This is a genomic window from Paenibacillus sp. 2RAB27, assembly GCF_052115445.1.
Taxonomy (GTDB): domain Bacteria; phylum Bacillota; class Bacilli; order Paenibacillales; family NBRC-103111; genus Paenibacillus_E.
The window spans coordinates 16774-30188 of record NZ_JBFRGR010000046.1 but is presented as its reverse complement, the minus strand read 5'-3'; the positions used below and the strand labels follow the sequence as shown (position 1 = coordinate 30188).

The 13415-nt window shown below is 47.0% G+C and carries 9 protein-coding genes; all 9 read right to left on the bottom strand.

The features are described from left to right. Window positions 1-20 precede the first annotated feature (20 nt). The gene (locus tag AB4114_RS32140) at window positions 21-2459 is read right to left on the bottom strand and encodes a hypothetical protein (RefSeq protein WP_441992060.1); all 2439 of its coding nucleotides are present in this window, start codon (window positions 2457-2459) and stop codon (window positions 21-23) included. A 53-nt stretch (window positions 2460-2512) separates the two neighbouring features. Next, window positions 2513-4240 (bottom strand): IlvD/Edd family dehydratase, encoded by a 1728-nt coding sequence (locus tag AB4114_RS32135; RefSeq protein ID WP_441992059.1) that lies wholly within the window; start codon window positions 4238-4240, stop codon window positions 2513-2515. Between the two features lie 38 nt (window positions 4241-4278). Beyond that, window positions 4279-5061, bottom strand: a complete 783-nt coding sequence (locus tag AB4114_RS32130; RefSeq protein WP_441992058.1) for an SDR family NAD(P)-dependent oxidoreductase — start codon at window positions 5059-5061, stop codon at window positions 4279-4281. Between the two features lie 108 nt (window positions 5062-5169). Continuing rightward, the gene (locus AB4114_RS32125; RefSeq protein ID WP_441992057.1) at window positions 5170-6774 is read right to left on the bottom strand and encodes a hypothetical protein; all 1605 of its coding nucleotides are present in this window, start codon (window positions 6772-6774) and stop codon (window positions 5170-5172) included. A gap of 193 nt (window positions 6775-6967) precedes the next feature. Beyond that, window positions 6968-7855, bottom strand: coding sequence for a carbohydrate ABC transporter permease (locus AB4114_RS32120; protein ID WP_441992056.1), 888 nt, complete (start codon window positions 7853-7855; stop codon window positions 6968-6970). 13 nt (window positions 7856-7868) lie between these two features. Further along, window positions 7869-8828, bottom strand: coding sequence for an ABC transporter permease (locus tag AB4114_RS32115; protein ID WP_441992055.1), 960 nt, complete (start codon window positions 8826-8828; stop codon window positions 7869-7871). A gap of 18 nt (window positions 8829-8846) precedes the next feature. Then, complete coding sequence (locus AB4114_RS32110; RefSeq protein ID WP_441992054.1) at window positions 8847-9872, bottom strand: zinc-dependent alcohol dehydrogenase; 1026 nt, start codon at window positions 9870-9872, stop codon at window positions 8847-8849. A gap of 246 nt (window positions 9873-10118) precedes the next feature. Then, complete coding sequence (locus AB4114_RS32105) at window positions 10119-12239, bottom strand: hypothetical protein (RefSeq protein ID WP_441992053.1); 2121 nt, start codon at window positions 12237-12239, stop codon at window positions 10119-10121. A 193-nt stretch (window positions 12240-12432) separates the two neighbouring features. After that, on the bottom strand, window positions 12433-13317 hold the full coding sequence (locus tag AB4114_RS32100; RefSeq protein ID WP_441992052.1) for an AraC family transcriptional regulator: 885 nt from the start codon (window positions 13315-13317) through the stop codon (window positions 12433-12435). Between the last annotated feature and the right edge of the window lie 98 nt (window positions 13318-13415).

Here is a 13415-nt window from a genome sequence, read left to right as displayed (position 1 = left end):
TGTTATTCTTATGCCTACTATCAAGGAATCGATAAATTGCCTACACGATGTTTCACCGTATCACTTTCTGCTGGAAGTGCAGTCCGATTGACGCCTTCTTCCACGCAAGAAGTCATGAAGAAGTAGGCACCGCTGCCGAAAGCGCCAGCCGATACTTCATACTTCCCTCCCGTAAATTGGGAGCCGATCGCTTTCAATTTATTCATTCCACCTTGAATGGAGAAATGTGCTGTACTAGCATCCGAGGCTATACTCGTACAGTTTCCGAAATTCCAAGTAACGACATTCGTAGCATCTACACTTTTCAAAAACGCCTTCTCACCATTCACTCCGCTGAATATCGCACTGCCGTCAATGGTGATCCATTGGTCCGGCTTATTCTTCGGATTGTTGACGTCCCCCACTTTATCCCAAGCACCTGTGAGCAAGAAGCAACAGTCAACGAGACCACCACCTTGCATGATGATTTCACGMGTGCCAATCTTCACAGTACCTCCTACCTGAGGGAGACCTTTGAACCAAGTATTAATGAGCGTCAGTTTATTGATGCTTCCTAGTGTGACATCTTCGATATTGTAAAATTCACTGTTGAGAATGGTGAGTTCACCATTGCTCGGCGTGTACCCTACTTGAGTCGTTCCACTACGGATTGGACGAGCGATTTCGTAGCCCTTCAGCATGCCGAAGGAGCAGCTATCGATGATGTTTTTCCTTTTGGCACGGGAGGAGCCTTTGGATATCGTCACCATCTCTTGTGCCGTGCAGCCTCTCATTTGCAAGCCGTCCATATTCACCCAGAATGAGCCCGAATTAGCCATTTTAACACCAGGTTTGGTGTACGTAACGACGGCATGGCAATCCTCAAGTGTCAAATCAGTTAACCGCTTGCTCGCGACAATTCGCGATGCGATATGCTTCTTGACGGTCACACGCTTCGCGCTATCCCCCCAGGTCGTACCGCTGTTTGCAAAGGACAACAGACCAGAGTTGTTGATGTACGTCAGATCGTGCTCGTACTGACCATGCGTGACGAACGGACCGTACTCGTCGCCATCGCCATGACAGTTCTCAACCATACAATAAGCTGCGCAGGTAAAATCATTCAAATGACGTGCATTGCTCGTATTGCAATCTCGGATATGCCCATACAACACGTTGATCTGCTGCGTCAAATAGCCAGTGCCGCCCCAATCGCGTTCTTCGGGGTTCATCAATTGGCAGAGTTCGGTTACATAATGCGTATTGTATCTCCGCATGACGACCGGCCAGAACACTTTGCTAGCCTTAATGCCTGATGCATCGCATTCAACAGCGAATTCATAGGCGACCGGATTTGAACCGATCTGATCCCATGTCGGGAATGGTCTGAGACTAGTGCCGTTAGGCGGCACAGGGATGCCGACAAAACTCATGTTGCGCACATGGCACCGGAAGGCTGGATTCACTTTTTTGTATGTAATCGGACGCCCCTTAGCAAGCAGCCAACCGAGCTTATAGTTGAACCTGACGTGGGTGGCATCGAAAATTTCGGTTACTTTGATCAGGTAATCGAGCTCACGTTGAGCACCGCCAGCCGTGTTGTTCTTAATCTGCGCGTGCCACCAGCTATCCACTTCAAACATCGATGAATCAGCCACTTCAAATATATCTGAATATTCAGATATATCTTCCGTTAACGTAACCGTTTGCGTCACACCAGTTACGACACCTTGGAAAAACATGACCGCTCCGAACGGGTTATCCAACGTGTTCAGTTCGATTCCTTCGGTTGTGACTGTGTAGCCGTGGAAATCAATTTCAATATCGCTGCGGTGATACACATGGCGTTTTATGAAATTAAGGTCTGAGTGCGCTTCGACACGATGAATTGAAAGATCATTGATCAACGCATCCAGCGCATTATCCGCATTTATATTTTTGTCGAAAATACCAAACCACCTGAAATCGCCTACACCCTGGTGTACGACTTCAAAACAACCTTCTCCTTTGGGTGGTTTGCCTCCCCTGGCTGCATCATTTTGCTCGCGTCCATTGCCGCCATTCGTCAGCCTGTGAACAGTCCCGCCATTGTCAGCTTTGGTACTGTCCGCTACAAACCGAACCAGCTTGCCGCCTCCGTCACCGCTCTTGTTGTAACCGCCAACGAACACATGTTGGCCGTCCTTCATTTGACCCATTGGGAGTGACTTTAGTTCAGCCACGTTGTTAACTTGCAGTACGCGATCGCTGTCTTTACTGTCTTTACTGTCTTTGGCATCTTTGTCATTCGATGACCCGTTATCCGCCGAGGCGAGTCGAGGGCCTAAGACACTGCCAGCCAACATGACGCCGCCCAGCCCTATCGTGGCCAAAACTTTACGTCTGCTGATGGCCTCATTCGACTTACCATTTGTTTGATTCTCCTCGGTGCTTACGTTCGTCGCATTCGATTTTCCCTTCTTGTCATCTAGGAAGAACATCGTTGAACAACTCCTCTTCGTAAGGGGAATAGGTAAGACAACTACGTAAATCGCTACTTGCGAAGCTCTGGCGGCAGTAAGAAGTCGAAATCGCAGCCCTCATCCGCTTGCAGCACACGTTCTAGGAACAGAAGGCCATATCCACGATCATAGGCAGGTGGAGGAGCCTCCCACTTCGCTTTGCGTTCTCGAAGCGTATCTTCATCTACATGTAACTCCAGCTTGCGCATGTCGATGTCGAGCTCGATTTCATCGCCGTTCTGCACAAGCCCCAGAGGTCCACCGATGGCTGCCTCAGGAGCAACATGCACAATCAAAGTGCCGTACGAAGTGCCGCTGATGCGGGCATCCGAGATGCGTACCATGTCGCGCACCCCTTGCATCAGCAACTTCTTCGGAATCGGGATTTGCCCGATTTCCGGCATCGCTGGCGCGCCTTTCGGTCCCGCATTTTTCAACACGAGGACACTGTTCTCATCGACGTCCAAATCGGGATCGTCAATCCGTGCATTCAGATCGGCCGGCGATTCGAAGACGACGGCGCGTCCACGGTGCTTCTTGAGATGCGGTGAAACCGCCGTTTGCTTGATCAGTGCACCGTTCGGAGAGAGGTTTCCGCGCAGCACCGCAATACCGCCTTGTGGAGCAATAGGCTGCTCAAGCGGATAAATCAGTTCGCGGTCAGTAACCCGCACGCCTCGCAGGTTCTCGGTCACCGTTTGACCAGTAACAGTCAAACAATTGCCGTTCAGCAGCGGTTCAATTTCCTTCATCAGGGAAGGCACACCGCCTGCTTCGAAGAACTCTTCCATCTGATATTTGCCAGATGGGCGAACGTTCAAGATAAACGGCGTCGTCGCGCTAATTTCGTCGAACCTTTCAAGCGGTAACCGGTAGCCAAGTCGTCCAGCAATAGCTACCAAATGGATGATTGCATTGGTTGATCCTGCACATGCCATCGTCACTCGAATCGCGTTATCCAGTGATTCCTTGGTAATAATGTCACGCGGTCGGATGTTGCGTCGGACAAGCTCCACGATCTGTTTCCCCGTCTGCTCGGACATATGGCGCCGCCTGGAATCTGGGGCAGGAATTGCCGCACAGCCCGGAAGTGCCATACCAAGCGCTTCGGCAATCGCCGCCATCGTGCTGGCTGTCCCCATCACCATGCAGTGACCATCACTGCGGCATATGGCATTTTCAGCAACGGTGAGTTGTTCATCTGAGATATTGCCCGCTTTGTGCTCAAGCGTAAACTGATAACAGTCGGTGCACGCGCCAAGCGTCTGGCCGTTTAATTTGCCGTTCAGCATCGGTCCGCCGGTAAGGACAATCGCTGGAATATTAGCGCTCACCGCAGCCATCAGCTGCGCAGGTACCGTTTTGTCACATCCGCCCAGGAGTACAACGCCATCAATCGGATGCGCTTTGACCATTTCTTCTGTGTCCATCGCCATGAGATTCCGAAGCAGCATCGTCGTCGGCTTTACATAGGGTTCGCCTATGGAAATAGTCGGAAATTCCATGGGCAGACCGCCGGCTTGCCAGACACCACGCTTCACATAGTCCGTCAATTCCCTAAAGTGAGAGTGGCATTTATTCAACTCGCTGAACGTGTTGCAAATGCCGATGACCGGCTTTTTCAAATCATCATCTGTGTAGCCCATGGACTTCGTAAATGAACGGTGGATAAAACCCCAAAGCCCGGTATCGTTAAAATATTTGTCACCACGAAGTTTGTCTTCACCATTTACCCCATGAATATTGTCTTCATCCGCCATGTTAGTAAGTCCTCCCTGCACGTAATCTCGATGTTTGTTTACAAATCACAAGCATTGGCGAGATGACCTCCGTCTACAACAAGTGTCGTGCCCGTTATGTAAGATGCTTCGTCTGATGCCAAGAACAGAAACGCGTTCGCCACTTCCTCAATGGTACCGAGCCTGCGCATCGGGGTTCTTTCCGTCAATGAAAGTGTGACTTCCGATTTCTCCTTCAGTTCGCGATCAAGAGGTGTATCAATGAAGCCAGGCGCAACGCAATTAACACGAATGTGATTCTGAGCCAAATCAACAGCCATCGACTGCGTTAGCAAAACAACGCCACCTTTTGATGCATTGTAATGGGCCAATACAGCACTTCCAGCTAAGCCATTTTTCGAAGCCATATTGACGATCGAACCATGAATCCCACCAGCAATCATCCCCTTCGCCACCCATTGGCTCAGTTGGAAAGTCGCATTCAAATTAATGTTGATTACCTGCTGCCAACGAGAGAGCGGGATGTCGATAAACGACTCGCGTGTTGCAATGCCAGCGTTATTGACCAAAATGTCGATGCCATCCCAGTAATCCCACGCTTTTTCAGCAGCCTTGTCCACTTGCTCCGGCACACTTAAATCACAGACGACGGTTGCAACTTGAGGTGTTTGCTCTCTATCTATGGCTTGCTTTCGAATTGTGTCTGCAGATGCTTCAAGCTGATCCGCCCTGTAATCAAGCAATACGACACTCGCCCCTTCTTGCACGAATTTATGTGCAATCCCTTGACCGATGCCTCTGGCACTTCCTGTAATCAATGCCCGTTTTCCTTGCAATCGCACGCGGGAAGCCCTCCATTCCCTAGGTAGTTCACATACCTGCAAAGTCAGACTGGCGAACACTCCTATGCATTCACCAGTCTGAGTTGCTGATTTAGAAGAACAGCTCGATTAATTATCCGATTTGAACTTGATTGTTTTACCTTTCGCTGCAGAAGTAAGCTCAGCATAGTTATCGAAAATCGCTTTGCCGCCGAATTTGGTCATCACTTCTTGGCGATATTGCGGCCAGTTCGCAGCGTCCTTCTCTTTATACAAGATTTGAACATGAAGTTCATTCATCCGTTTGCGCATAGCTCCGATATCCATGCCTTCCTTGACAGTAAGAGCAGTACCCACCGACGGAAGAATCTTGTAAGAGTTGATTTTTTCAACGATTTTCTTATCTCGCTCGGTTATTTTAGGATCAATGATATTCAATCCGAACACTTCAGGTTTACGTGGTGTAAACCAACCATACACTTCAATAAAGTTGTTATTGTCGATAACGTCTTTTTTATAGGCATCTTGATTGACTTCGATGTCTTTCCCATTGCGTTTGTAATCCACGTTTTCTTTCCCGTAACGCGTCAACAAGAAGCCTTCTTCTCCAGCGAGCCAATCCAGAATTTCAATAGAGCGCTGTACTTTGGCATCTGAGCTTTTGGAGCTGAGCAAGAACGGATTTTGTGGAATCGTTTCTACCCAAGTACCGGTTTTTTCCCACGGATGGAACGGCTCCCAGTCTGCTGTTGTTTGACCTGCTGCCTTCGCTTTCATTTGCAATCCAGCCGGATTGTTATCGAAGGCAAGGTCTCTGCCTTGACCGATCACGATACCCGCTTTACCTTGTGCAGCTTTATCAAAATGCTGGCCGTATTTGTTCAGGAACCAGTCCGGATCGACAACTTTCATGTCCAGTAGCGCCTTGATATCTGTAAGCACATTTTGCATGCGGATATCGGTACGAACGTCAATGAACTGATCATTTTCTACATATGTGTCACCCGCAAAGCCATTTTTCAGGAATTCTGGGAAGTCCATCGAAATGCTTGCACCGCCGCCTGCCGCTGTAAAACCATACGTATCGTTTTTGCCATTACCGTCTGGATCATTGAAAGTAAAAGCTTTCATGACACTTACAAGCTCGTCGTAGTTCGTCGGCATTTTCAAATTAAGCTTGTCGAGCCAGTCTTTCCGAATGTAGAAGGTACGGTAGTAGCTTGTTTCGTACGGAACAGGAGCACGCTTGAATGCACCTTGTACCTGATACGACTTCAAAGTTGCTTCCGACACCCAATTTTTGAAGTAGTTTGGCATTTTGGCCGGTGTGACAATCCCCGTCAAATCTCTGGCAACACCATCACGGATGTAATTATTAGAAGGTACTCCGTCTGCGTAGAAAACATCGGGAATGTCGCCTGATGCGATCATTGTATTCAATTTATTGGTATAGTCTTGGCCAAACGGCAAGTAGGTCATTTTCAGTGAGACATTGAATTTCTCTTCAATCGCTTTCTTCACGAAGTCTTTATCTGCCGAAGGAAGTTGGGCGCTTGCATCTGCGATAACCATCCAACTCAGGTCTAGTTTTTCCTTCTTGGCATCTGGGCTCGACGACGTTGTCGCCGCCGTGTTAGTTGGGGAACTAGAAGCCTCCTCTTTCGAACTCGTGCATGCGACAAGGACCAGCGAAGATGCTAATAATAGCGTAGTTACTTTTGATAACGTTTTCAAATGAAAGACCCCCCTGTTCGTTTTAGAAGAATGAGAACGCGTATGAAACTACTTTCAAGCCATTTACTTCCGTCAAATCAATGGATACGAATCGTTTGCGAAATAACCACTGTAGATCTACTTCCCGTTGTCACCTCCTCGTACTTAATACGTAACTGGCTTACAGCCAATTGTGGTAAAGCTGCTGTTAGACTTATCCTTTGACAGCGCCTAACAGCATGCCTTTGACGAAATATTTTTGTAGAAACGGATACACGATAAGAACTGGTATGATTGCCACCACAACGGTTGCCATCTTGATGGTTTCCGGCGGCATTGTATTTAATGAAGATTGAGAAATCGCAAGTTCCTGACTAATGGCTGGTGACACAATCATGTTCCGCAGCACAACCTGTATCGGATATAGACTGCGATCATTCAAATACATGACCCCGCCGAAGTACGCATTCCAGTGATTGACACCGTAGAACAATCCCAAGGTTGCCATAATCGGCATCGAGAGCGGCAGCACAATTCGCATAAGTGTACCAATGTCGCTGCAGCCATCCACTTTTGCCGCTTCTTCAATTTCATAGGGCAGGCCTTCGAAGAAGGTCTTCATGATCAGAATATTAAAGGACGAGACCAGACCTGGAATGATAAGTGCCCATAGGGAATCCATCAAGCCCGTGGCTTTCACGGTCAAATACATGGGGATGATCCCCCCGGAGAACAACATGGTAAACACGATGCCCATCAGGACGATATTGCGTCCCGGCAAAAATTTCTTCGATAACGGATAGGCTAGCATCGTCGTAATCGCTAGATTGCACGCTGTACCAACGACCGTAACGAATATCGATACTTGCAGCGCTTTCGGCACCGTATTGCTGGAGAAAATCGTTTTGAATGCTTCGAAGGTGATCGCATGCGGTACGATGACAAATCCACCGTTTTTGAGCACTTCCGTATAGGGTGTGATTGACATAATGAAGACAAAGTAGATGGGAAACAGCGTTGCTAAACAGAAAAGTCCGAGTACGGTGTAAAGAACGGCATCTACAATGCGGTCTAATTTGGTTTTCTTAAGCATGAATGGCATAACGATGCCTCCTTTACCAGATGCCGGACCCGCCGACTTTTTTGGCCAGTTTATTCGCTCCAATCACAAGCACCAGACCGATAACTGATTTGAATACACCCATTGCCGCTGGCACACTGAATTCCATTTGTTCAATTCCTCTACGGAAGATCCAGGTGTCAAGAATATCCCCCACATCATAAACTCGTGCGTTCAGGAATATGTATACCTGTTCGAAACCAGCGTCCATAATATGTCCGATTCGCAAGATTAACAGTAAAATGAACACTTCGCGAATACCTGGGAGCGTAATATGCCACAATTGCCGCCAACGACCTGCGCCATCAACAACGGCTGCTTCATATAATTCATGGTTGATCGAGGCCAGTGCTGCCAAATAGATGATGGCTCCGAAACCAGTGCTCTTCCAAATATCTGACGTCACTAGCAGGGAACGGAAATAGTCCGAGTTGGTCAATACATCAAGCTCTCCCCAACCCATATCGCGAAAGAACGTCGTCACTAGCCCCGCACCAGGTGCAAAGAATGAAAACACAAGACCGTACACGATAATCCATGATAAGAAATGAGGCCCATAGGTAATCGTTTGTACAATTCTTTTAAACCAAGGAGCACGAATTTCATTTAAAATAAGTGCCAACATGACGTCCGGAAGCATGTTAAACAAAATACGATACACACTGATGAGAAGCGTATTTCGGACTAGACTTGGAAACTCCGGCGAGCCGAATATCGTTCGAAAGTTATCGAAGCCAACCCATTCACTCCCCCATAATCCCTTCATGAGGTTATACTTCTTAAACGCAATCACAAGTCCGAACATCGGTACATAGTGATAAATAATGTAATATGCAATCCCCGGAACCATAAGTAAGTACAACCATTTGTATCGGAGAAACGTTTTCCAAATATGCGTGGTCATTCGTTTTCTTCCTATGGGTTCACCGGTAATCGACTTCACACTTGCTCGCATACCCCATCACCTCCTTTATTAATTGTTAAAGGAATCTGCTACTCCGGCGGGATTGGGTTGTTCATATCGCACGACAATACCCATCGATTTCTGTGGCTTTTCAAAGCAGCTTTGATACATGGTGGGTAACTCTTCGAGTGCGCACTCATTGGTAATCAACGATTGAATATCAATCCTTTTCTGTGCGATCAAACGTAGAAACTCCCCCATATTCCTGCCTTCCGTCCAACGAACATAACCTATCGGGTAATCGACCCCATGCTGCTCGTAGGTTTCCTCATAACGACCAGGACCGCCCGCACGTGAAATGTGAATACTCGCTTCTTTCATAAAAAGCAGATCCMGATCAAATTCCGTTCCTGTATCCCCGACGATCACTACGCGACCGCGGTCTCTCAGCCAACCCAGCGCATCATCTATCATACTAAACTTCCTATTGCTCGCACAAAGCATGACAGCATCTGCACCTTTACAAGAAGGATCAGACTCCACTGCCCTCTGAAGTTCTTCCTTGGTGCGGCAGGCTATCGCTCCAATAGCCTCAAGCGTTCGGCAGCGCTCCTCTATTAACTCTAAACCAATCACTTTATAGGACGCTGCATGTGCAATACGGGCAATCACTTGCCCAAGTATGCCAAGCCCCGCGATGATAATCGTTTCTCCGAAGCTCAGTTGAGCTTGACGCAAAGCATGTATCGCAATGGCACCAATACCAACAAATGCTGCTTCCTCCTGAGTCACGCCTTCTGGCACAGGTACGACCAAATGCTTGGGTACAAGCAGGAGTTCCCTATGGGCTGGTACCCCATAACAAGCAACTCGTTGTCCGGGGATGACATGCGTAACACCTTCCCCGATTTCCATTACAATGCCACTGGCACTGTAGCCTAAATTGGCATCCCCATTATTGGTTATCATCATTAGCTCGGTGCCTACGCTAACGACAGAATATTCCGTTTTCACTTTGACAAATTGAGGAATCATTTCCGGGTTCGGAAGCTCCAACACTTGTGCTGAACCATTGATGCCCTTTACTGCTTTCATAACCCCTACCTCTTTTCTGGTTTATTTCTAATTTGTAAAGTACACCACAATCATCAGAACATTTCGTTGTGGTTTGTTTCTGATGTTTTTATTATAAGTACCTGACATGTGTGTTGTCAATAACTTTTTAATTTGGAATCGCTTACAATGTTAGATAACATAACACTAACTAATCAATTACCCTTAATTACATGACATGTATGTAACGTAAAAGGAGCCTATCTAATAAAAGACAGGCTCCAACGGTTATTCAACTATGATCATATTCCCCTCTTTATGCTTCACTCTATCCGATTCAACCGGAAGAGCGGACCGATCGACTCCTTCTTCTACACATGCCATCATGAGTAAATAGGAATCATGGCCAATCGCTCCCTCCGTAATCTCATACTTGCCGCCAGAGAAACGAGAACCTATCGCCCTCATTTTATTAGGACCGCTATGTATGCTGAAATGCGCCGTCTCGGCATCCATTACTGAGCTTTTGCACTCGCCGAATACCCACGTTACGATTCCTGACATTTCTTCACGCTTCAAAAAGGCCTTTGCTGCATTCGTCCCACTGAACACGGTGCCGCCATCCACCGTAATGGACTGGTCACTTGCACCTGTCTCATCCAGATGAAATGCACCCATCAATATCATGCCGCTATTCTCACAACCCCCGCCTTGCACAACCACCTCAGGACACCAAACTTGAATGGGTTTTGCTTCTGGAGAAGCTCCTCTAAACCATGTATTCATCAAAATTAGTTTGTTGATACTACCCAGTGAATTATCATCAACGTTGTGAAATTGGCAATTCTGCATCGTGAAGTCCGTCATAACTGGCCGAAATCCTACATGGGGATTATCGGGCATACGAGCGATTTCAGCCCCCTTCGTCATGCCAAAGGAACAACCATCCGCAAGATTACTTCGCTGTGAACGAGATGAGCTCTGTGAAAGTGTAAGCATCGTGTCCGCCGTACAGCCTCTCATTTGCAGCCCATCTGCATTGGCCCAAATCGTACCGGAATCCACTAATCCCTCTTTCCAGACGGCATGAACATCCTCCAGTGTCAAATCTGTAATTCGCTTGTGTGCAACTACACGCGAAGCCACATGCTTCTTCACAGAGATTCGTTTCGCACTATCTCCCCACGTTGTACCGCTGTTGGCAAATGACAATAAACCTGAGTTCCCGATAAACGTGAGATCATGCTCGTATTGACCGTGTGTGACAAAAGAACCATGTTCATCACCATCACCATGGCAGTTCTCCACCATGCAGTATGCTCCACATGTGAAATCGTTTAAGTGACGGGCGTTGCTTGTATGGCAATCTCGGACATGACCGTACAACACGTTGAGTTGCTGCGTCAGATATCCGGTTCCTCCCCAGATCACTTCTTCTGGGTTCATTAGCTTGCAACGCTCCGTCACAAAATGAGTGCAGTAACGCCGCTCAATGACCGGCCAGAAAACCTTAGTGGCTGTGACGTCGCTAACATTGCAAGCAACGGCGAATTCATAGGCAATGGGATGTGATCCTATTTGATCCCAATCCTCAGATGGCTTTACGCTCGTCGACCCATTATCAGGCACAGAAACACCGATAAAATTCATATTCCTGATGTGACTGTGGCAAACAGGCTGCATCTTCTTGAACGTGATTTCCCGTCCAGCAACAAGCGTCCACCCGAGCTTATAATTCACACGAATATGGCTATCGTCTATGATTTCTGTGACCTGCACCATATAATCCAGCTCGCGCTGCGCATAGCCTTCCGGGTGGTTCTGAATCCTCGCTACCCACCAGTCTCCCACCTCAAAAGACGCCGTATCTAGCACCTCTAGCACGTCAGATTGCTCTGGAAGATTAGCAGAGAGTGTAAGAGTCTGTGTTTCACCTGTTGCTTTCCCCTGAAAAAAAATAACAGCTCCGAATGGATTGCTTTTCGCATTTAGCTCGATCCCGACTGTTGTGACACGGTGCCCTCCAAAATCGAGTTCGATGTTGCTGCGGTCGTACGTATGTCTTCTGACAAAGTTAAGATCAGAATGCGACTCAATCCGGTGAATCGATACATCGTTCACCATCGCATCCAAGGCGTCATCTGCATGCCTTGTCGCGTCCAGAATGCCGAACCACCGAAAATCTCCTACACCGTTATGCACGGTCTTCCATCGGCCGCTTCCACCATGTCTAGGATCATGAATCGTGCCGCCGTTGTCGGCCTCAGTGCTGCCAATCATCCAACGAACAAGCTTGGAGCCACCGTCTCCCTTTTGATAATACCCATCCACATAGACAAGCTGCCCATCCTTAATCGTGTGAACTTGATACGCTAATAACTCTTCCAGATTTGATAGTTGGATCATCATATGGCCTCCGTTTACTTCACCGTGTTCTCAAAGTGAATTTGTAAAACTCCATTCTGATTCTCATCTAGTTCACTTATACATCCTTTTCCTCAAATAAAATCTTATCTGGTTTGTTTCAGATTTGTTTTCAAGTTCATAATTCAATAATTCCACTCCGTTGTCAATCTTTTTCTACAAGCATCGACCACTCAAGTTAGCTCTCACTTACGTTCATTTTGTGCAGATATTGTTTAGGTGTACAGCCGTTGAATCGTTTGAACAACTCATAGAAATGCGCCATATTTCCTATGCCAACCGACTCTGCGATTTCATTCACACTGCGTTTTTCAGTAACGAGCAGCCGCTCCGCTTTTGAAATACGTTTCTGGTTGACATAGTCGATAAATGAAGTGCCCATCTTCTTCTTGAAATATTTCGAAAAGTACGAGTAACTCATGCCAGCGATTCGACTGACCTCTCCCATATCGATCTTCTCCGTCAAATGCTCGTCCACATAAACAACAAGTGACCGTATGATATCCGCATCCCCATCCACATTGCCATGTGTCGTTAACAGATCCCGATTGTCATGGCGAAGCAGCATTAAGAGCAGATGCTTGATGTGCATGCTAACCGCAATTTCATACCCCTTCTTAGTTTCCATAACTTCATCATGGGTATCCGTAATAATCTTGGCAATTTCTTTCTTCACTTGTTCATTTTCTTGGAAAATGTAATTGAGCGCTTCTAACGGATGAAAAATCTCCAGAAAATCTCGATAATACCGCATCATTGCCGGATCAAAATAAGGTTGGAGGTCAATATGAAGAACGATATAGACGAGGTCTTTATCGCTTATTTTGCGTCCTCTATGCAGTTGGGAGGAACCGATCAGCAGCACATCTCCTGCTTTGATCGTGTAAATATGATTGGGTGTCTGAATTTCGTGGATACCCTGCTCAACTAAAATGAATTCAATTTCTTTATGATAATGCCAGGTATTCCCGTACTCCTTTTCTGCCCCTGATTGGGTGAATCGCCACACTTTCATGCATAATGAGGGGTTCTGATAAGGGATAGGCTCTTTATAAATATGCATGGCTCTCAAACACCGCTCTTTCACTGATGACAAATTTGGATATAAACTGAATAAATGTCCGCATATACGCTACCTCACAATACCTATATCATATTACT

Coding starts and splice junctions, on each gene's coding strand:
- AB4114_RS32105 (WP_441992053.1), bottom strand. CDS start 12,239: ATGATGATCCAACTATCAAATCTGGAAGAGTTATTAGCGTATCAAGTT.
- AB4114_RS32120 (WP_441992056.1), bottom strand. CDS start 7,855: ATGCCATTCATGCTTAAGAAAACCAAATTAGACCGCATTGTAGATGCC.
- AB4114_RS32115 (WP_441992055.1), bottom strand. CDS start 8,828: ATGCGAGCAAGTGTGAAGTCGATTACCGGTGAACCCATAGGAAGAAAA.
- AB4114_RS32100 (WP_441992052.1), bottom strand. CDS start 13,317: ATGCATATTTATAAAGAGCCTATCCCTTATCAGAACCCCTCATTATGC.
- AB4114_RS32135 (WP_441992059.1), bottom strand. CDS start 4,240: ATGGCGGATGAAGACAATATTCATGGGGTAAATGGTGAAGACAAACTT.